The organism is Pseudomonas sp. RIT411, assembly GCF_003057735.2.
Classification (GTDB): domain Bacteria; phylum Pseudomonadota; class Gammaproteobacteria; order Pseudomonadales; family Pseudomonadaceae; genus Chryseomonas; species Chryseomonas oryzihabitans.
On the sequence record NZ_QBIZ02000005.1, the window covers coordinates 227686 to 246702 of the forward strand.

At 66.5% G+C, this 19017-nt stretch carries 18 protein-coding genes and 2 pseudogenes; 10 read left to right on the forward strand and 10 right to left on the reverse strand.

Features of this window, described 5'->3' with window-relative positions:
* Window positions 1–193: 193 nt before the first annotated feature.
* From nadE to DBY63_RS09980, 4 genes and pseudogenes are all read right to left on the reverse strand, one after another.
* Window positions 194–1024, reverse strand: coding sequence for an ammonia-dependent NAD(+) synthetase (gene nadE, locus DBY63_RS09970; RefSeq protein WP_108581811.1), 831 nt, complete (start codon window positions 1022–1024; stop codon window positions 194–196).
* The gene (locus DBY63_RS25200) at window positions 1021–1530 is read right to left on the reverse strand and encodes a CinA family protein (RefSeq protein WP_027599226.1); all 510 of its coding nucleotides are present in this window, start codon (window positions 1528–1530) and stop codon (window positions 1021–1023) included. Before DBY63_RS25200 ends, nadE begins: the two co-directional genes overlap by 4 nt.
* A gap of 165 nt (window positions 1531–1695) precedes the next feature.
* A pseudogene (locus DBY63_RS25205) lies at window positions 1696–2178 on the reverse strand (nucleotidyltransferase family protein); the annotation flags it as partial.
* 2 nt (window positions 2179–2180) lie between these two features.
* Entirely contained in the window at window positions 2181–3170 is a 990-nt protein-coding gene (locus tag DBY63_RS09980; protein WP_074583618.1) for an XdhC family protein, read from the reverse strand.
* Between the two features lie 143 nt (window positions 3171–3313).
* Between DBY63_RS09980 and DBY63_RS09985 the strand changes: the two genes are divergently transcribed.
* From DBY63_RS09985 to DBY63_RS10010, 6 genes are all read left to right on the forward strand, one after another.
* The gene (locus DBY63_RS09985; protein WP_108581812.1) at window positions 3314–4189 is read left to right on the forward strand and encodes a Ku protein; all 876 of its coding nucleotides are present in this window, start codon (window positions 3314–3316) and stop codon (window positions 4187–4189) included.
* An 11-nt stretch (window positions 4190–4200) separates the two neighbouring features.
* Window positions 4201–6768, forward strand: coding sequence for a DNA ligase D (gene ligD / locus DBY63_RS09990; protein WP_108581813.1), 2568 nt, complete (start codon window positions 4201–4203; stop codon window positions 6766–6768).
* Between the two features lie 81 nt (window positions 6769–6849).
* Window positions 6850–7896, forward strand: coding sequence for an acyl-CoA dehydrogenase family protein (locus tag DBY63_RS09995; RefSeq protein WP_007161833.1), 1047 nt, complete (start codon window positions 6850–6852; stop codon window positions 7894–7896).
* Window positions 7884–8645 carry a PIG-L family deacetylase gene (locus DBY63_RS10000; RefSeq protein WP_256594374.1) on the forward strand — a complete coding sequence of 254 codons (762 nt, stop codon included), beginning with the start codon at window positions 7884–7886 and terminating at the stop codon, window positions 8643–8645. Before DBY63_RS09995 ends, DBY63_RS10000 begins: the two co-directional genes overlap by 13 nt.
* Before the next feature lie 8 nt (window positions 8646–8653).
* A complete protein-coding gene (locus DBY63_RS10005) occupies window positions 8654–9241 on the forward strand; it encodes a class I SAM-dependent methyltransferase (RefSeq protein ID WP_108581876.1) in 588 nt (195 codons plus the stop codon).
* Window positions 9238–9894, forward strand: a complete 657-nt coding sequence (locus tag DBY63_RS10010; RefSeq protein ID WP_027599219.1) for a glycosyltransferase — start codon at window positions 9238–9240, stop codon at window positions 9892–9894. Before DBY63_RS10005 ends, DBY63_RS10010 begins: the two co-directional genes overlap by 4 nt.
* Here DBY63_RS10010 and DBY63_RS10015 read toward each other — a convergent pair whose 3' ends face one another.
* The gene (locus DBY63_RS10015) at window positions 9895–10689 is read right to left on the reverse strand and encodes a helix-turn-helix transcriptional regulator (RefSeq protein ID WP_108581815.1); all 795 of its coding nucleotides are present in this window, start codon (window positions 10687–10689) and stop codon (window positions 9895–9897) included.
* Window positions 10690–10765: 76 nt separating this feature from the next.
* On the opposite strand from DBY63_RS10015, the gene DBY63_RS10020 reads away from it, so the two are divergent.
* Window positions 10766–11776, forward strand: a complete 1011-nt coding sequence (locus tag DBY63_RS10020; RefSeq protein WP_108581816.1) for a bile acid:sodium symporter family protein — start codon at window positions 10766–10768, stop codon at window positions 11774–11776.
* Window positions 11777–11800: 24 nt separating this feature from the next.
* On the opposite strand, the gene gorA is transcribed toward DBY63_RS10020, so the two are convergent.
* On the reverse strand, window positions 11801–13174 hold the full coding sequence (gene gorA, locus DBY63_RS10025; protein WP_108581817.1) for a glutathione-disulfide reductase: 1374 nt from the start codon (window positions 13172–13174) through the stop codon (window positions 11801–11803).
* Between the two features lie 125 nt (window positions 13175–13299).
* A complete protein-coding gene (gene galU, locus DBY63_RS10030) occupies window positions 13300–14130 on the reverse strand; it encodes a UTP--glucose-1-phosphate uridylyltransferase GalU (RefSeq protein ID WP_007161840.1) in 831 nt (276 codons plus the stop codon).
* Window positions 14131–14369: 239 nt separating this feature from the next.
* On the opposite strand from galU, the gene DBY63_RS10035 reads away from it, so the two are divergent.
* Complete coding sequence (locus DBY63_RS10035; protein ID WP_231501019.1) at window positions 14370–14852, forward strand: hypothetical protein; 483 nt, start codon at window positions 14370–14372, stop codon at window positions 14850–14852.
* Window positions 14853–15002: 150 nt separating this feature from the next.
* A complete protein-coding gene (locus DBY63_RS10040) occupies window positions 15003–15377 on the forward strand; it encodes a hypothetical protein (RefSeq protein ID WP_007161842.1) in 375 nt (124 codons plus the stop codon).
* Here the strand turns inward: DBY63_RS10040 and DBY63_RS10045 are convergent.
* From DBY63_RS10045 to DBY63_RS10055, 3 genes are all read right to left on the reverse strand, one after another.
* Window positions 15343–15699: an antibiotic biosynthesis monooxygenase gene (locus tag DBY63_RS10045; RefSeq protein WP_108581818.1), complete on the reverse strand. Its 357-nt coding sequence runs from the start codon at window positions 15697–15699 to the stop codon at window positions 15343–15345. The two genes, DBY63_RS10040 and DBY63_RS10045, sit on opposite strands and share 35 nt — an antisense overlap.
* Window positions 15696–16400, reverse strand: a complete 705-nt coding sequence (locus DBY63_RS10050; protein WP_074583610.1) for a gamma-glutamyl-gamma-aminobutyrate hydrolase family protein — start codon at window positions 16398–16400, stop codon at window positions 15696–15698. The genes DBY63_RS10045 and DBY63_RS10050 overlap by 4 nt, the downstream gene beginning before the upstream one ends.
* A gap of 177 nt (window positions 16401–16577) precedes the next feature.
* Window positions 16578–17615, reverse strand: a complete 1038-nt coding sequence (locus DBY63_RS10055) for an NADP(H)-dependent aldo-keto reductase (protein WP_108581819.1) — start codon at window positions 17613–17615, stop codon at window positions 16578–16580.
* A gap of 203 nt (window positions 17616–17818) precedes the next feature.
* Here DBY63_RS10055 and DBY63_RS10060 point away from each other — a divergent pair.
* Window positions 17819–18960 (forward strand): annotated as a pseudogene (locus DBY63_RS10060) (glutathione-independent formaldehyde dehydrogenase).
* The last annotated feature ends 57 nt before the right edge of the window (window positions 18961–19017 follow it).

The following is a 19017-nucleotide window of genomic DNA, read 5'->3' on the forward strand; positions in this document are numbered from 1 at the left end:
AACGACAGGCACGTAAAACCAGCTAAAGCCCATAAATATCAGTTACTTAAAGTCAATAAATGAATTTATTTCTAACTTAGCGACCAGTGCTACGGTGCTTGTTGAAGAGCACCGAAGCGCAAGCCGGATTAAGGATCGCCCTCAAGCCAATATTCGATAAACCACTTGAGCTACGATCTATAACCCCATGATTTCACCGAAAAGGCGTATAGGGGAGATCGCGCTTGTGGGCGCTACGCCGGTAGGTATTGAGAATGATCTCCAGCGTGGCCGGGCTCACCGCCTTGCCTTCCAGAAAATCGTCGATCTCGGCGTAGGTGATGCCAAAGGCATCTTCATCGGCCTTGCCGGGCGACAGGGATTCCAGATCGGCGGTCGGCACCTTGTGCACCAGTTCGTTCGGGGCGCCCAGCCATTCGGCCACCGCCCGCACCCGCCGCTTGTTGAGACCATGCAGAGGCGTGAGATCGCAGGCGCCATCGCCGAATTTGGTATAGAAGCCCATCAGGGCTTCCGCCGCGTGGTCGGTGCCTATCACCAGACTCCGGCGCGCGCCGGCCACCGCGTACTGGGCGATCATGCGCTGGCGCGCCTTGATGTTGCCCAGCGTGAAATCCTCGTGCAGTTCGTCATCGAAGGCCACGCGGGCTTCGCGCACCGAGGCGAGCATGGCGTCGCTGGCTGGCTTGATGTTGACGGTGTGGGTCTCGTCGGGCTGGATGAATTGCAGGGCGCGCTGGGCATCCGCCTCGTCACGCTGCACGCCATAGGGCAGGCGCATGGCGATGAACCTCAGGCGCGCATTGCCGCTCTCCTCGCGCGCCCGCTCCACCGCCAGCTGGGCCAGGCGACCGGCCGTGGAGGAATCCACGCCGCCACTGATGCCCAGCACATAGCTTTCCTGGCGGCTGTTCAGCAGATAGTCCTTGAGAAACCGGATGCGACGCTCCGCTTCCTCGGCCGGATCGAAATGCTCGGGTACCTGCAGGGCCTGGATGATGTCGCGCTGAAGGGCTTCGGTCATCGGGCGTTCTCCTCTGATTCGCGTTCGAGACGTTGATGATAGGGCACCACGGCGCCGAGGCTGTGCCGGGCCGCTGCCAGCTGCACGGCCTCACGGTCGCCGGAAAAATGCTGGGTTTCAGAATAGAGCACGATGTCGTCACCGACGCGGTAGCCCCAGGCAAAACAGACGGTCCCCTGGGGAATGCCGTCCGCCCCGCCCGGTCCGGCCAGCCCGGTATTGGCGATGGCCACCTGGGCCGGACTGTCGCGCAGGGCGCCAGCAGCCATCTCCCGCGCCACTTCCTCGCTGGTGAGGTTGTGCCGCTCGATGGTTTCCGGCCTGACGCCCAGCAGGCGCTGCTTGGCCTCGGGCGAATAGACGACGTAACCGGATTCGATGCAGCTGCCGCTGCCGGGTATCTCGGACAACAATCCCACCACCTTGCCGGCCGTGCAGGATTCGGCCGTGGTGAGTTGCAGTTCGCGTGTCTTGAGATAGTCCAGCATGGACTCGATTTTGTTCATGAGTGCGTGTCCCCAAAAGCAGTTCTCCTCCGTTGGAAGAACGGCGAAATGGGGAAGTTCTCGGGTCAGTTGCCGGGTATTTTCCAGGTCGGCGGGCGTGTCGATGTCGCGATGGATACCGGCGTCCGCGATCTCCCGCTCTAGTACCGAACCCTCGCGCAGGAGCCGTTTCGCTCCCTCGTCGCCCGTGAGTTCGCCCAGCGCAGCGGCAAAATTCCGACCAAAGAGCACGGGATGGCCGCGCCGGCCCTGGTAAGTAGGGACGACGATGCGCTCGGGATGATGCAGCTCCAGCAGCTGGCGGGCCGTGGCGGGCTGCACGAAGGGCATGTCGCCCAGGGCGACCAGCCAGCCGGACGCCTCGGGCGTCCTTCGCACGGCCGCGGCCAGGCTGTCGCCCATGCCGGTGGTGGGCAGGCTGAGTACCGCCAGGCCTTCCTGCCGCGCCAGCGCGGCGCGCCAGGGGGCGCTGTCCGAGACCACGGCCAGGCACGGCAGACCCAGGCCTCGCCACAGTCGAAAGGTCGCCTGCAACACCGTCAGCTCGGACGGACCGGGCAAGATGGCCTGCAGCTTGTCGCCTCCGCCGGCGGCGCGGAACCGGCTTCCGGCACCCGCCGCGAGGATCAGCACCTGAACGCCGGGCATCCCTAGGCGACCTGCTCCACCGCCACCAGGGCGCGCTTCTTCTGGGTCAGGGCGATGCCGTTCTTGACCGCCACCACCTCCGCCAGCAGCGACAGGGCGATCTCCGGTGGCGTATGGCTGCCGATGTGCAGGCCGATGGGACCGTGCAGGCGATTGATCGCCGCCACCGGCACCTCCAGCTGCAGCAGCCGCTCCCGCCGGCGGTCGTTGTTGCGCAGCGAACCCAGGGCGCCAACGTAGAAGGCGTCGGATTGCAGCGCCGTCAGCAGCGCCAGGTCATCCAGGCGCGGATCGTGGGTCAGGGCCACCACCGCGGTGCGCTCGTCCGGGCGGATCGCCAGCACGGCATCGTCCGGCATGCCCGGGATGAAACGCGCCTGGCGCGTCTCCCAGCCCTGGCGGAATTCCTCGCGGGGATCACAGACCAGCACCTCGAAATCGAGCATGGCGGCCATGTCGGCGACATAGAGCGACAGTTGACCGGCGCCGATCAGCAGCAGCCGCCAACGCGGTCCGTGTACCAGGCGCAGGCAGTGCTCGTCCAGGACGACCGGCTCGTCGCGGGTGGTGCCGGAGATCCGCACCTCGCCGGTGGCCAGGTCCAGCTCGCGCAGGGCCAGTTCGTGGTCGTCACAGCGTTGCAGCAGTTGCTCGACCCAGCGCCAGTCACCGACCTGCTCCTGGACCAGGCGCAGGGTGCCCCCGCAGGGCAGTCCGAAGCGGGCGGCTTCGTCACCCGAGACGCCATAGGTGATGACCTCCGGACGCTCGCCAGCGAACTGGCCAGCGTATAGCCGGGCGATCAGGTCGTCCTCGATGCAGCCACCCGACACGGAGCCGCATACCTGGCCGTCGTCACGCAGGGCCAGCATGGCGCCCGGCGGCCGCGGCGAGCTGCCCCAGGTCTGGACCACGGTGAACAGGCTGACGCCATGCCCTGCCCGTCGCCAGGCCAGGGTCATGCGCAAAACTTCTTGATCGACACTGTCCACGCCCTGCTCCTCTCTACCTTGCACCTGCGACGGCAAAATCGTCGTTCCGGGGGTAGAACCCAACAGCGGAGCGGGGTTCCCCAGGGCGGAACCCGATGGATCGCCGGCCTATCCATAGGGGACAGCCCAAGAGGAGAACGTCCATGCCCCGCTCGATCTGGAAAGGCGCCGTCAGCTTCGGCCTGGTACACATCCCCGTGTCGGTCGTCTCGGCGACCCGGCAATCGGGCATCGACTTCGACTGGCTGGATGAACGCAGCCTCGACCCGGTGGGTTATAAGCGCATCAACAAGACTACCGGCAAGGAGGTCCCCAGCGAACACATCGTCAAGGGCATCGAGCACGGCAAGGGCAAGTACATGGTGCTCAGCGAAGACGAGATCCACAATGCCCTGCCCGAGGCCACCCGCACCATCGTTATCCTCACCTTCGTCGAGGCGCGGGAGATCTCCATCCTGCACTTCGAGAAGCCCTACTACCTGGCGCCGGACAAGAACGGCGAAAAGGTCTATGCCCTGCTTCGCGACACCTTGAGCGCCGCCGGCAAGGTGGGCGTGGCCAACCTGGTGATGCACTCCAAGCAGCACCTGGCGGTGATCATGCCGCTGGGCGATGCCCTGGTGCTCAACACCCTGCGCTGGGCCGACGAAGTGCGGTCCGCAGAAGACGTCGGGCTCGAGGGGCTGGACGCCAAGGTCAGCAAGAAGGAAGTGGACATGGCCCAGCGCCTGGTGGACGACATGACCGAGCAATGGGACCCGGAGCAGTACCACGACACCTTCAAGGACAACGTCATGGCGCTGGTAGAGCGCAAGCTCAAGGACGGCAAGCTCGAAGCCGTCGCCGAGGAGCCCGAAGCCGAGGACAGCGGCGCCGACGTCATCGACCTCACCGAATTGCTGCGCCGCAGCCTGGGTGGCAAGAAGGACAAGGCCAAGGAGGCGCCCAAGTCCAAGAGCTCCGGCCGTTCGACCACCCGGCGTAGCCCTGCCGCCAGCCGCACCCGCAAGGCCAAGTGAGGAGCGCCGCCATGGCCAGCTCGACCAGCGAATACAACCGCAAGCGCAACTTCGACATCACCGCCGAGCCGCGTGACGAGGGCAGCTCCCGCCGGCGCGAGGCCAAGGGGGCCCTGAGCTTCGTCATCCAGAAGCACGACGCGCGCCGCCTGCACTATGACTTCCGCCTGGAGCTGGATGGCACCCTCAAGAGCTGGGCGGTGCCCAAGGGTCCCAGCCTCGATCCCGGCGAAAAGCGCCTGGCGGTGCAGGTGGAGGATCACCCCCTCGCCTACGGCAGCTTCGAAGGCAGCATTCCCGAAGGCCAGTACGGCGCCGGCGATGTCATCGTCTGGGATCGTGGCGAGTGGGAGGCGGATGGCGATGCCGCCGAAGGCTATGCCGCGGGCAAGCTCAAGTTCGAACTCAGGGGTGAAAAGCTGCGCGGTCACTGGACGCTGGTGCGCACCCGGCTGCAGGGCCACAGCGACAAGCCGCAGTGGCTCTTGATCAAGGAGCGCGACGAGCAGGCCCGCGACACCGCCGACTACGAGGTGACCGCTGCCGAACCCGACAGCGTGCTGAGCGACAAGACCCTGCCTCGGCTGGCGCAGTCCAAGGCCCAGGGCAAAACCTCCGCCAAAGCCAAGGCGACCAAAACGCCGACCCGCCAGCCCACGGCCAAGGCGCGCAAGGCCAAGCTGCCCGAGATCCTGGAAGCCCAGCTGGCCACCCTGGTCGACAGTCCCCCGGCCGGCGACTGGCTGTACGAGGTGAAATACGACGGCTATCGGCTGCTCGCCCATATCGAGGGCGGCGAGGTGCGCCTCTTCACCCGCAGCGGCAACGACTGGACCGAGCGCCTGCCAGAGCAGGCCAGGGCCCTGGCCGCGCTGGGCCTGGAAAACGCCTGGCTGGACGGCGAGATCGTGGTCAACGACGCCCAGGGCGTCTCCAGCTTCCAGGCGCTGCAGAATGCCTTCGAGACTGGCAAGGCGACCCGCATCACCTATTACCTGTTCGACCTGCCCTATCTCAATGGCGCGGACCTGCGCGAGGTGCCGGTCGAGCAACGCCGCGAGTTGCTCGGCAAGCTGCTGGAAGAGAGCAACGACAGCGAGCTGCTGCGCTTCTCCGCCGCCTTCGAGGTGCCGGCCGAGCGCATCCTGGCCAGTGCCTGCGAACTCGGGCTCGAAGGGGTCATCGGCAAGCGCCTGGGTAGCCCCTACCGTTCGCGGCGTAACAAGGACTGGATCAAGCTCAAGTGCGCCCACCGTCAGGAATTCATCATCGTCGGCTATACCCCGCCCAAGGGCGGCCGCCAGCACCTGGGTGCGCTGCTGGTGGCACTGCACGATGACCAGGGCCAGCTGCACTATGCCGGCAAGGTCGGTACCGGCTTCACCGCGGCCGTGCTCAAGCAGCTGCACGCCCGCTTCCAGCCGCTGATCGTCGATCAGCCGCCGGTGGTGGATCCGCCCAAGGGCGCCGCCTATCGCGAAGTGACGTGGCTGCGGCCCGAGCAGCTGTGCGAGATCGCCTATGCCGAGCTGACCCAGGACCGCATCGTCCGCCAGGGTGTCTTCCACGGCCTGCGCGACGACAAGCCGGCCGAGGGCATCGGCCTGGAAGAGGCGACACCAGCCCGCGAGGCCGAGGCGCCGCGCCCGTCCGCAGCACGCCGCCCGTCTGCGGGCAAGCAGCAGGACGCCACCGTCGCCGGGGTGCGCATCAGCCATCCCGAACGGGTCATCGACGAGGCCAGCGGCGCACGCAAGCTCGACATCGCGGGCTATTACGCCGCCGTCGCCGACTGGATCCTGCCGCATCTGGCCGACCGACCCGTGGCCCTGGTCCGGACGCCCGAGGGTATCGCCGGCGAGCAGATCTTCCAGAAGCACAAGCAGACCCTGGCGATCCCCCATATCCGCGAACTCGATCCGACACTGGATCCGGGGCATGCGCCGCTGATGGTCATCGACAGTCGCGAGGCCCTCATCGGCGCGGCCCAGATGGGCACGGTGGAACTCCATACCTGGAACGCCACCGCCGACCGCATCGACCGGCCCGACCGCTTCATTCTCGATCTCGACCCTGATCCCGCCCTGCCCTGGTCGCGCATGCTGGAGGCGACGGGGCTGGTGCTGACCCTGCTCGACGAGCTGGAGCTGCAGGCCTTCGTCAAGACCAGCGGCGGTCGCGGCCTGCACCTGGTGGTGCCGCTGGATCGGCGCCAGGACTGGGACACCGTCAAGGCCTTCGCCCAGGCGGCGGCCCAGCACCTGGCCAACACCCTGCCCAAGCTCTTCGCCGCCAAGATGGGCGCCCAGAATCGCCAGGGGAAGATCTTCGTCGACTACCTGCGCAATCGCCATGGCGCCACCACAGTCAGCGCCTTTTCCCTGCGCGCCCGTCCCCACCTCGGCGTTTCGGTACCCATCGCCCGGGATGAGCTGGCGACCCTGGAGGCCAGCGACCAATGGCGCTTCGACTCCCTACTGGAACGCCTCGAAGGGCTCAAGGACGACCCCTGGGCCGGGTATGCCGAGATACGCCAGAGCCTTACCGCAGCGCGGCGCAAGCGGCTCGGCGTAGCGTAGCGATGCGCCTGCCGTCGGCAAGCGTACCGCCTAAGCGAAACCCCTTATCGCTGCCCGTGGTCTGCACTAACGAGCGCTGTCGTGGACAGCGCCGTCGCCAGCCACGGGATGGAGCCGATGTCGATCGATCTGGATAGCCTCCAGGACACCCTGGACGAGTGGGCCTATGACGAGGTCACTCCCGCACTGCTGCAACACCGACTCCAGATTCTCAACCAGCGCGGTCTCGACCGCCTGCCGTTGCCCGGCCAGGGTCAGACCCTGGACCGTTGGCGCGCCCTGGCCCAGGTCGCCCATCATGACCTGGGCCTGGTCAAGCTGTACGAAGGCCACACCGATGCCCTGGCCATCCTGAGCGAACTGGAGGGCTACGCGCCGCCCGAAAGCCTCTGGGGCGTCTGGGCCGCCGAGCCGCCCGATGCCCGCCTGCTGGTGCGCTACAGCGCCGACGGCGTGGTCACCCTGCACGGCCGGAAGTCCTGGTGCTCCGGCGCCTCCCTGGTCAGTCACGCCCTGGTCACCGCCTGGATGGACGATCATCCGATGCTGGTGGCGGTGGAAATGAAGCAACCCGGCGTCGAAGTCACCCAGGACGGCTGGCGGGCCATCGGCATGCAGCACACGGGTAGCGTCGACGTGCTGTTCGACGGGGCCGCCGGCGTGCTGGTCGGGGCGCCCGGTCGCTACCTGCAGCGTCCCGGCTTCTGGCATGGCGGCGGCGGTATCGCCGCCTGCTGGTATGGTTCCGCCACCGCCCTGGCCGACACCCTGCGCGCTCACTGCAAGCGTCATCGCGAACCCCATGCCCTCGCTCACCTGGGCCATGTGGACGCCGCCCTGCTCGGCGCCGCCACTGCACTGCGCCAGGCCGCCGAGTGGCTGGACCTCAACCCCGAAGCGGACGCCCGTTATCCCGTCTGCCAGCTGCGGGCCCTGGTCGAGCAGTGCGCCGAAATCGTCATCCGCCATACCGGCCGCGCCTTTGGCGCCGCGCCGCTGTGCCGCGACGCCTATTGCGCCCGCCACATGGCGGACCTCCCCGTCTATCTGCGCCAGAGCCACGCCGAACGCGACCTGGCGGTGCTGGGTGACCTCAATCTGCTGGAGGGTGCCCCTTGGCAACTGTAGGCGATCGTCAGATTCAAGGAGCCGGCACCGCGCCCGAGGCGTGGCTGCAGTGGTCCGGCTTCGCCGAGATGCCGGCAATCGAGGCCTCGCAACTGGTCCCGCCCGGCCATCGCGCCGTAGTCGTCGCCCCGCACCCGGACGACGAGATCCTCGGCTGCGGCGGCCTGCTCTGCCAGTTGGGTGAGCTGGGGCGTCGTCTGGCACTGGTGGCGGTCACCGACGGCGATGGCAGCCATCCGCAATCCACCCTCTGGCCGGCCACCCGCCTGCGCAACACCCGTCCACTGGAGACCCGCGAAGCCCTGCGCCGCCTGCATCTGGAGCGCGCCACCGTGACCCGCCTGGCGATACCGGATGGCCAGGTGAGCGAGCAGGAAGCCGCCCTGCAGCAGCAGCTGGTGGAAATCCTTACGCCGGAAGACGTGGTCTTCGCCACCTGGCGGCTGGATGGCCATCCCGATCATGAGGCGACCGGCCGCGCCGCCGTGGAAGCCTGCCGCCTGCGCGGGGCCCGCTGCATCGAGGTGCCGGTCTGGACCTGGCACTGGGCCGCCCCGGGCGATCCACGCGTGCCCTGGAAACGGGCGCGGCGCCTGGATCTGGAAGAAGACGTCCTGGCGCTGAAGAAGCGCGCGGTGAACGCCTTCGGCAGCCAGCTGACCGAGGACACGAGCACGGGACAGGGACCCATCCTGCCGCCTGCGGTAGTGGCCCGTCTCACCCGTGCCTGGGAGGTCTATCTGACGTGACCGTCTCCATGAGCTATTTCGAATCGCTGTACGCCAGCAGCGACGATCCCTGGGACTACCGCCATCGCTGGTACGAAGCGCGCAAGCGCGATCTGACCCTGGCCATGTTGCCGCACCGTCGTTACAGCCACGGCTACGAGCCTGGCTGCTCCACCGGTGAGTTGTCCCGGCGGCTGGCCGAGCGCTGCGAGCGGCTGCTGGTCAGCGACGGCAATGCCTCCGCGGTCGCCACCGCTCGCGAGCGCCTTGCCGATCAGGCTCATGTCGAGGTGCATCACCTGCTGCTGCCGGACGCCTGGCCGGCCGGCGCCTTCGATCTTATCGTCATCAGCGAGATCGGCTACTACCTCGGCGAGCCCGGCCTGGCTGCCCTCTTGGATCGCGCCCACAGCGCGCTGCTGCCCGGAGGGGTACTGCTCGGCTGTCACTGGCGCCATCCCATCGAAGGCTGTGCCCTGACCGGCGACCAGGTTCATGAGCGCATGGCCGCCCTGCCCGGCCTGCATCGCCTGAGCCACCTTGAAGAATCCGATTTCCTCCTCACCCTCTGGTCTTCCGACCCCACCTCCGTCGCCCGCCGGGAGCAGCTTCTATGATAGGTGCCGTGATACCCGCCCATAACGAAGAGCAACACGTCGAACGCTGCCTGCAATCGGTCCTGCGCGCCGCGCGGCATCCGGCCTTGCTGGGTGAACCCGTCGAGGTCGTCATCGTGCTGGACAGCTGCACCGACGGCACCGCCGACATCGTTCGCCGGCTGCCGGTCACTGCCCTGGAAGTCTGGGCCTGCAACGTCGGCCTGACCCGGGCGACCGGCGCCGCCCACCTGATCCAGCTCGGCGCCCGCTGGCTGGCCTGCACCGATGCCGACTCAGAGGTGGCGCCGGACTGGTTCGCCGCCCAGCTCGCCTATGGCGCCGATGCCGTCTGTGGCGTGGTGGAGGTGGACGACTGGACCCCGCATTCCCCCGGCCTCAGGGCTCGCTACGAGGCGGCCTATCACGACCGCGAAGGCCATCAGCACATTCACGGCGCCAACTTCGGCATCTCCACGGCAGCCTATCTCCAGGCCGGCGGCTTTCCGTCCATGACGGTGGACGAGGACGTGACCCTGGTTACCGCGCTCCAGACCCAGGGTGCGCGTATCGCCTGGAGCAACAGCGTGCGGGTGCGCACCAGCTCGCGCCTGGACTGCCGGGCCCGCGGCGGTTTCGGCGACTACCTGAGCCTGCTCGGCGCCACTGCCTGACTAAACGCCCAGGGCGAAGGTCCCGGGCGTCGCGCCGAATTGCCGGCGAAAGGCGGCGATGAAGGCCGATGGGGAGTTGTAGCCGCAATCCAGCGCCACCTCCGTCACCGCAGCGCCCTGTTCCAGGCGTTCCAGGGCGCTGATCAGGCGCAACCGCTGGCGCCAGGTTCTGAAGGTCAACTCGGTATCGCGCAGGAACGCCCGGCTCAGGGTCTTTTCCGAGGCGCCCAACACCCCGGACCACTGCGCCAGGGTGCGATCGTCCGACGGATTGGCCGCCAGAGCCTCGCACAGCAAGCGCAGCCGGCCATCCTGGGGCGCCGGCAGCGACAGTCCGACCTCGGGTGCCGCCTGCAGCTGATCCAGCATCACCGACACCAGCCTTCCCTCGGGCCCCGCCTCGTCATATTCCCGGGCGAAGCCGCTGAAGGTCTTGATCAGTTCGCGAATCAGCGGACTCACCGCCACCACCCGACACCGCTCGCCCACATAGGGCGCCGCCTCGGCCCCGACATAGAGGCTGCGCATCTCCGCCCTGGGCGAGGAGCGCACCTGATGCTCGACATCGGCAGCGATCCACACCGCCCGCTGCGGCGGTGCCACATAGCTGCCCTCGGCGGTGGTCACCGTGAGCACCCCCTTGATGGCATAGGACAGCTGGCCCCAGGGATGCCGGTGCCAGGGTGTCCAGGCCGGTTGGGCCAGGGACTCCACCCGGGCATAGAGGCGCCGCGGCAGGTGCGCAAGTTCGGGAACGGGGCGTTCGACCGCAGACTGTCCGTTTGACGACATCATTGGGGCTTTTCGCGTTAGTCGGCTAGGTCAGGAGACGATAGCCTTGGGGCTATCCGCAGACAACCCGAGAGAGACCATGGCTCGTCCCCGCCTGATGCCCGACAATTTCACGCTGCTGCTGGTCGCCACGGTGATCCTGGCCAGCGTGCTGCCCTGCCAGGGCCTCGCCGCCCAGATCGCCAACGTGGTGACCAACATCGCCATCGGCCTGCTGTTCTTCCTGCACGGCGCCAAGCTGTCGCGCCAGGCCCTGGTGGCCGGCATCACCCATTGGCGCCTGCACCTCCTGGTGTTCGCCTTCACCTTCGTTAGCTTTCCGCTGTTGGGCTGGGCGCTGCAACCGCTGCTGGCTCCGCTGGTGACGCCGGAGCTCTATCTCGGCGTGCTGTTCATGTGCGCCCTGCCGGCCACGGTGCAGTCGTCCATCGCCTTCGTCTCCATGGCTCGCGGCAATGTCTCGGCCGCGGTCTGCAGTGCGTCCCTGTCAAGCCTGCTCGGGATCTTCCTCACCCCACTGCTGGTCCGGCTGCTGCTGGACGCCCACGGCGGCTCGGACGGCCAGAGCACCCTGGATGCCATCATCAAGATCTGCGTCCAGCTGCTGCTGCCCTTCGTCGCCGGCCAGCTGCTGCGTCCGGTGATCGGCCACTGGGTGGATCGCCACAAGGGCAAGCTCAAGTTCGTCGACCAGGGGTCCATCCTGCTGGTGGTCTACACCGCCTTCAGCGCCGCGGTCATCGAAGGCCTGTGGCGCGAGACGCCGATCCTGTCGCTGGTGGGCCTGGTATTCATCTGCGCCACCCTGCTGACCCTGGTCCTGCTCGCCACGCGCTACAGCGCCCGGCTGCTGGGCATGAGCAAGGAAGACGAGATCACCGTGGTCTTCTGCGGCTCCAAGAAGAGCCTGGCCACGGGGGTGCCCATGGCCAAGGTGCTGTTCGCCGGCAGCACCATGGGTCCGGTGCTGCTGCCGATCATGCTGTTCCATCAGATCCAGCTGATGGTCTGCGCGGTGCTGGCGCAGCGCTATGCCAGGCGCGAGACGGTAGAGGCCACGCCCGTGGCGGCGGCCCCGGTGGCGAAGTGATCCCTGCGGTGGCGAGGCGTCCGGCTAGCGCGCCTCGTCCTCGCGAACCGGCTTGCGCATGGTGACCCACTCTTCCGCGGCAGTGGGATGGATGCCCAGGGTATCGTCGAAGCAGGCCTTGGTCGCGCCCGCCTTGAGGGCGATGGCCAGGCACTGGACCTGCTCGCCGGCATCGGGGCCCACCATGTGGCAGCCCAGCACCTGGTCGCTGTCGGCATCCACCACCAGCTTCATCAGGGTGCGCTCCTGGACATCGGTCAGGCTGAGCTTGGTCGGCCGGAAGCTGCTCTGGAAGATCTTCAGCCGATGGCCACGCTCACGCGCCTCTTCTTCGCTCAGGCCGATGCTCGCCAGATTGGGCAGGCTGAAGACCGCGCTGGCGATCAGGTCGTAGTTCAGCGGGCGATAGCTGTCGGGATTGAACAGATGGCGCGCCAGGGTCATGCCCTCGGCCAGGGCCACCGGGGTCAGCTGCACCCGGCCGATGACGTCGCCGATGGCGTAGATCGAAGGCTCCGCGGTCTGGAAGGTCTCGCCGACCTTGATGAAGCCCCGGTCGTCCAGGGCGACACCGGTGTTTTCCAGGCCCAGGTCGTCCAGCATCGGCCGGCGGCCGGTGGCATAGAAGACGCAATCGGCGTCCAGCATCCGACCGTCCTTGAGTGTCACCTGCAGGCTGCCATCGGCGGCCTTGTCGATCCGCGCCACATCGGCATTGAATTGCAGGTCATGGCCGCGCTTCTGCATCTCGTCGCGCAGGTGCTCGCGCACGCCCCGGTCGAAGCCGCGCAGGAACAGCTCCCGGCGATACAGCAGGGTCGTCTTGGCGCCGAGCCCCTGGAAGATCGAGGCGAATTCCACGGCAATGTAGCCGCCCCCCACCACCACCACCCGCTTGGGCAGCTCCGGCAGGTAGAAGGCCTCGTTGGAGGTGATGGCATGCTCGCGGCCGGGGAAGTCCGGCACGTCCGGCCAGCCCCCGGTGGCGATGAGGATGCGCTCGCAGCGATAGCGCTGGCCTTCCACCTCGACGGTGTGGGGATCGAGGATGCGGGCATGGGCTTCCAGCAAGGTCACCCCGCTGTTGACCAGCAAGGCCCGATAGATGCCGTTCAGCCGGCGGATCTCGTGGTCTTTGCTGGCGACCAGGGTGTTCCAGTCGAAGGCCGGAACCTCGGCATCCCAGCCATAGCCACGGGCCTGGCGGAATTCATCGCGAAAGGAGGCGCCGTAGATGAAGTATTTCTTGGGCATGCAGCCCACGTTCACACAGGTCCCGCCGAGGTAACGGCTTTCCGCCACCGCCACCCGGGCACCGAAGTCGGCCGCGAAGCGCGCGGCCCGTACCCCGCCCGAACCAGCGCCGATCACGAAGAGGTCGAAATCATAGGTCGTCATGGAGCTCTCTCTTGGCTTCTGCTGGCGTCAGCATAACGCAAGCCGCCGCCGGCTACGGTCGCCGGGGCCAATCGTCAGAAACGACAAGGCCACCCGCAGGTGGCCTTGTCGACTGCACGTCAGGCTTAGAGGGCCTTGTACAGGTTCTCGAAGCAGAAGTTGGTGGCTTCGACGAAGCCTTCCGCGCTGCCGCAGTCGAAACGCTGACCCTTGAATTTGTAGGCCAGAACGCAACCGTCCTGCGCCTGCTTCATCAGGGCGTCGGTGATCTGGATCTCGCCACCCTTGCCCGGCTCGGTCTGCTCGATCAGGTCGAAGATGTCCGGGGTCAGGATGTAGCGGCCGATGATCGCCAGGTTGGAAGGAGCGTCTTCCGGCTTCGGCTTCTCGACCATGTTGTTCACGCGGTAGATGTCGTCGCGGATCATCTCGCCAGCGATCACGCCATACTTGTTGGTCTCGTTGGCCGGGACTTCCTGGATGGCCACGATGGAGCAGCGGAACTGGTTGTACAGCTTGACCATCTGCTTGAGGACGCTGTCGCCTTCCAGGTTCAGGCAGAGGTCGTCCGCCAGGACCACGGCGAAGGGCTCGTCACCGATCAGCGGGCGGCCGGTCAGGATGGCGTGGCCCAGGCCCTTCATCTCCACCTGACGGGTGTAGGAGAAGGTGCAGTTGTCGATCAGCTTGCGAATGCCGACCAGGTACTTTTCCTTGTCGGTGTTCTTGATCTGGCTTTCCAGCTCATAGCTGATGTCGAAGTGGTCTTCCAGCGAGCGCTTGCCACGACCGGTAACGATCCCGATCTGATGCAGGCCAGCCTCCAGAGCTTCCTCCACGGCGTACTGCACCAGCGGCTTGTTCACAATGGGCAGCATTTCCTTGGGCATGGCTTTGGTCGCAGGGAGAAAACGAGTGCCATAGCCGGCTGCCGGAAACAGACATTTGGTGATCATGGGAGTCCTTTGATCTGTACGTGAAGGCAAAACGAACGGCGGTCTATCCAGCCGCTTGTCGCATACAATGCCCGAAGCGCGCGACGCTGGAAATAGCCAGGCATGGGCGCTCTGTGGACGTGCGGATACGACTCCAGGATTGCCTTCCGGTTCTGCGCAAAGCCGCAAAGAACTGCTATCGTCCAAAGTTTGGAACCAGCGTCACGACTCCGCGGATAGATCTCGACATGAAGAAATGGATGCTCCCGTTGCTGTGTGTTTCCCTCGCCGGCTGCTCCCTGGGCGGTCATCACGAGGCGGCGGACACGCGGCCGCTCAGCGCGGAACAGACCACCCTGCTGCGCCAGAACGACCTCTTGCAGGCCAAGCTGCTGGTCCTGGGTGGCAGCGAAGAACAGCTCAAGCTCGCGGATGCCCTGCTGCTGCGCAATGGTGGAACCAGTGCCGATGGCGAAGTGGAGTTCTATCGCGCGGTGATCGCTATCAAGCAGGGCCCGCAGACCGATGACGTCCTGGAATTGCTGAACGCCTCCGCCGATCATCGCTATCCGCTGGCCTATGCCCTGCTCTATCGGATGTATACCGATCCCTTCCTGGTGCCCGAGGCCGACCCGATCCAGGCGCAGACCTACAAGAGCGCCTACGGAGAGCTCGCGGTGGCCAAGAGTGGCTATCCGTCCTTCGACAAGGCCGTGGAAGTCACCCGCCAGCTGGCTCCCTGAACCCGCCTCTCTAGTCGGCCGCTTTGCGGCCGTTCACAGTCTGGCGCTGGCGAATGAGCAGCCGTTGACCTTTCCTGGATGTGAATGATGTCAACTGGCCGCATGACGGTAGCATCGAGCCTCTACCGTCCGCCGCCCAGAGCCATCTCCATGTCCTCGCTTGGCAAGCTGTCACCCGATATCGTTGCCGTCCGGACCGTGACGCAGCGGCTCGTCCTGCTGCTGATCGGGTTCTTCGCGCTGGCCATCCTGCTGACGCGGCTGCCGACCTTCATCAACGCCGCCAGCGGCGAGACCTGGCAGATTCGCGGCGGCCAGATTCCGCTGATGCAGTATCCCGCCATGCCGGAGCGCAGCGTGGTCGCCAACCGCCAGCTGATCGCCATGCTCAAACCGGGCGATCGCATCCTGGTTCTGGACAGCGCCCCCTTTCGCCCCTGGAAGAAGGTCATGCTGATCGGCGAAGACAGCCGCATCGGCTGGATCCGTGTCACCCCGGCCCTGGGCGCGATCCGCCTGGAGTGACGCCAGGGCCGGAGCGGGTCGACAGCAGGCGCATGACCCGGGTGTCATGCCAGCGATACCAATGCGCCTGACCCAGCCGCTGCGCCTGCCGATGTTCCGGATGGGCGCCCCAGGCCGCGACGGCGGCCTCATCGGTCCAGTAGGACAGGGTAATGCCGAGGCCATCGGTGTCCCGCACCGATTCCATGCCCAGAAAGCCTGGCTGCGCCTGCGCCAGCTCCACCATGCGCGCCGCCATGGCCTCATAGTCGGGATCGTCGTCGGCGCGTTGCGAGACGAAGGCGATCACCACACAGTCCTCGGGCAATTCCGGCCGCTTCATGGCAGCACGCTCCGAGCGGCGATCATCGCCTCCAGCCAGGCGCGCACCACCGCGGGAACCCGGCCGGCCAGCGCCTCGCGCTCCGGCTGATAGAGGGTGCCGAAATAACAGGGATGGGTTGTCAGTTCGAAGGCAGCGGGTAGTCCTTCTTCATCCCAGGCGAGTACGCGCCAGCCGGCGTCGAGCAAAGCCGGCAGATAGGCGGGATTCACCCCGAAGCGACAGCGATAGGTGGCCTCGACCCGTTTGGCGCCGGCCGCCTCCGCCAGGCGCGACCCTGGCAGCAGTCGGAGTTGATTCTGCACCTCGATGCGGGCGCAGCTCAGGGGCGTGAGCACCGCGCGGCTGGCCGACGGATCGTCTTCACCGTGGGCGGCGTCCGTCCAGCCCAGCACGGACTGGACGTACTCCAGCAACGCGTACTGCAGCCCGCCACAGGTCCCGAGAAAGGGAATCCGCTGTTCGCGCGCCGTGCGTAGAGTCGCCAGCACCCCTTCGCGATGGCGATAGGGACTCCCGGGGACGCACCAGAGGCCGTCGCAGTCGGCAAGGGCGCCATTGGCCTCGACCGTCGGCAGCCAGCGTGTCCGCAGCGTGACACCCAGCGCCGTGGCGGTCAGCGCCAGGGCCTGGGGTATTGCCTGGTGGGCCACGATGGAAGGGTCCTGGTCACCCAGGAGCACGATTTCGTACGACGTCATGACGGACACCTGCAGGCGTGAAAGGTCCGACCGACTCTAGGCCCTTGGGGCGGCGGTTTTAATAGGCGTCGCGGACAGCAGCCCTTGCGTCCCTGCCCTGTCGGTCACGGCCGCCTTTCGCCAGGCGCAAGGAAACGCCCGGTACAGCGGCTGTACCGGGCGCCGGATACCAGACGATCAGGGTGCCGGGTTGGGCTGGCCGACGTGGATGGCTTCGATGGCGGCCAGGGTTTCCTGGTCCAGCACCAGCTCGCTGCTCGCCAGATTGCTTTCCAGCTGGGCGAGCGAGGTGGCGCCGATGATGTTGCTGGTGACGAAGGGCCGACTGGTGACGAAGGCCAGGGCCATCTGCGCCGGATCCAGACCGCGCTCCCGGGCCAGTTCGACGTAGGCCTGGGCAGCCCGTTGCGTCTGCGGATTGCTGTAGCGCTGGAAGCGTTCGAACAGGGTCAGTCGCGCCCCTTCCGGACGGGCGCCGTTCAGGTACTTGCCCGCGAGCACACCGAAGGCCAGCGGCGAATAGGCCAGCAGCCCCACCTGCTCGCGGATGGCCTGCTCGGCCAGGCCCACTTCGAAGCTGCGGTTGAGCAGATTATAGGGATTCTGGATCGACACCACCCGCGGCCAGCCACGGGTCTCGCTCAGGTGCAGGAAGCGCTGCACGCCCCAGGGCGTTTCGTTGGACAGGCCGACATGGCGGACCTTGCCTGCCTTCACCAGATCGTCGAGGGCCTCCAGGGTCTCCTCGATGGGCGTGAAGTCGGCATCGTTGTGCACATAGCCCAGCTGACCGAAGTAATTGGTCCGCCGATCCGGCCAGTGCAGCTGGTAGAGATCCAGGTAGTCGGTGTTGAGTCGCTTGAGACTGGCCTCCAGCGCGGCGGTGAGATTGGCCTTGGTAAAGGCCAGGCCACCGTCGCGGATGTAGTCCATGTCGCGGCCAGGGCCGGCCGCCTTGCTGGCCAGTACCCAGTCGGCGCGATCGCCGTGCTGGCGGAAATAGTTGCCGATGATGGTCTCGGTGCGGGTATAGGTCTCGGCGCGCGGCGGCACCGGGTACATCTCGGCGGTATCCAGCAGGTTGACGCCGGCCGCCTTGGCGACCCGGATCTGCTCGAAGGCTTCTGCCTCGGTGTTCTGCTCGCCCCAGGTCATGGTACCCAGGGAAATGGCGCTCACCTTCAGCTCGGTACGGCCCAAGGATCGATAGTGCATGGCAAGCCTCTTTCGCGGTTGAAACCGCAACGTTAGCAGGACTCCCAAGCGCAGCCCAACTCGTCTGACGATTTGAACTATCGTCCGCCTGCCGATGCCCTCCCCTTGAGGCGACAGCCCAGGCTGCTCGCTGCTAGGGAAGACGCCCATCTACCCAAGCGGGTGCCCGTAGAGGACCGACGCGACACTCCGGAGTGCACATCATGAAAGCTGTGGTTTACCAGGGCCCACGCGACGTCGCGGTCAAGAACGTAGCCGATGCCCGCATCGAAAAACCCACCGACGTCCTCGTCAGGATCACCACCACCAACATCTGCGGTTCCGACCTGCACATGTACGAAGGCCGCACCAGCTTCGAAAGTGGCCGGGTCTTCGGCCATGAGAATCTCGGCGAGGTGGTCGAGGTCGGTCTCGGCGTCGATCGCATCAAGGTTGGCGACCGGGTCTGCCTGCCCTTCAACATCGGCTGCGGATTCTGCGAGAACTGCGAGCGCGGGCTGACCGGTTTCTGTCTCACCGCCAACCCGGGCGTCGCCGGTGCGGCCTACGGCTTCGCCGACATGGGCCCCTACCAGGGTGGCCAGGCGGAGTTGCTGCGGGTGCCCTACGCCGACTTCAACTGCCTGGTACTGCCCGAAGATGCCGCGGAACGCGAAGACGACTACGTGATGCTGTCCGACATCTTTCCCACCGGCTGGCATGCCACCGAGCTGGCCGGTCTGCGCCCGGGCGAATCCATCGCCATCTATGGCGCGGGTCCGGTCGGCCTCATGGCTGCCCACTCCGCCATGATCCTTGGCGCCTCCGAGGTCTATGTGGTCGACGACCAGCCGGATCGCCTGGGACTGGCGGAAAAGCTCGGCGCCAAGGCCATCCACGCCAAGGAAGGCGATGCCGTGGAGCAACTGCTCAACCTCACCCAGGGGGGCGCGGGACCGATCGCGGCTGCGAGTGCGTCGGCTACCAGTGCTGCGATCACCACGGGCACGAAGCCAATCACCTCACCATGAACAACCTGGTGGCCTCGACCCGCGCCACCGGTGGTATCGGGGTGGTCGGGGTGTTCGTGCCCCAGGACCCGGGTGGCCGGAACGACCTGGCCAAGCAAGGCAAGATGGCCTTCGACTTCGGCAACTTCTGGTTCAAGGGCCAGCAGATCCGCACCGGCCAGGCCAACGTCAAGAACTACAACCGCGAGCTGGCGCGGCTGATCCATGCGGGCAAGGCGCGACCCTCGCAGATCATCTCCCATCGCCTGAGCCTGGCCGAGGCGCCGGACGCCTATCGCCATTTCGATGCGCGGGATGATGGCTGGACCAAGGTGGTACTCAAGCCGGCCGCTTGAGGCGGTTCACCTTCCCAGGGAGCGCTCAGGAAGAGCCGCTCCCACCCGCCGGGCGCC

Excerpts from the sequence above, each read along its gene's own strand:
- DBY63_RS25200 (WP_027599226.1), bottom strand. The coding sequence starts at position 1,530 with ATGAACAAAATCGAGTCCATGCTGGACTATCTCAAGACACGCGAACTG.
- DBY63_RS10040 (WP_007161842.1), top strand. The coding sequence starts at position 15,003 with ATGTCCTCGCTTGGCAAGCTGTCACCCGATATCGTTGCCGTCCGGACC.
- gorA (WP_108581817.1), bottom strand. The coding sequence starts at position 13,174 with ATGACGACCTATGATTTCGACCTCTTCGTGATCGGCGCTGGTTCGGGC.
- DBY63_RS10010 (WP_027599219.1), top strand. The coding sequence starts at position 9,238 with ATGATAGGTGCCGTGATACCCGCCCATAACGAAGAGCAACACGTCGAA.
- galU (WP_007161840.1), bottom strand. The coding sequence starts at position 14,130 with ATGATCACCAAATGTCTGTTTCCGGCAGCCGGCTATGGCACTCGTTTT.
- DBY63_RS10005 (WP_108581876.1), top strand. The coding sequence starts at position 8,654 with ATGAGCTATTTCGAATCGCTGTACGCCAGCAGCGACGATCCCTGGGAC.
- ligD (WP_108581813.1), top strand. The coding sequence starts at position 4,201 with ATGGCCAGCTCGACCAGCGAATACAACCGCAAGCGCAACTTCGACATC.
- DBY63_RS10045 (WP_108581818.1), bottom strand. The coding sequence starts at position 15,699 with ATGAAGCGGCCGGAATTGCCCGAGGACTGTGTGGTGATCGCCTTCGTC.
- DBY63_RS10050 (WP_074583610.1), bottom strand. The coding sequence starts at position 16,400 with ATGACGTCGTACGAAATCGTGCTCCTGGGTGACCAGGACCCTTCCATC.
- DBY63_RS10020 (WP_108581816.1), top strand. The coding sequence starts at position 10,766 with ATGGCTCGTCCCCGCCTGATGCCCGACAATTTCACGCTGCTGCTGGTC.
- DBY63_RS10055 (WP_108581819.1), bottom strand. The coding sequence starts at position 17,615 with ATGCACTATCGATCCTTGGGCCGTACCGAGCTGAAGGTGAGCGCCATT.
- DBY63_RS10035 (WP_231501019.1), top strand. The coding sequence starts at position 14,370 with ATGCTCCCGTTGCTGTGTGTTTCCCTCGCCGGCTGCTCCCTGGGCGGT.
- DBY63_RS09985 (WP_108581812.1), top strand. The coding sequence starts at position 3,314 with ATGCCCCGCTCGATCTGGAAAGGCGCCGTCAGCTTCGGCCTGGTACAC.
- DBY63_RS10015 (WP_108581815.1), bottom strand. The coding sequence starts at position 10,689 with ATGATGTCGTCAAACGGACAGTCTGCGGTCGAACGCCCCGTTCCCGAA.
- nadE (WP_108581811.1), bottom strand. The coding sequence starts at position 1,024 with ATGACCGAAGCCCTTCAGCGCGACATCATCCAGGCCCTGCAGGTACCC.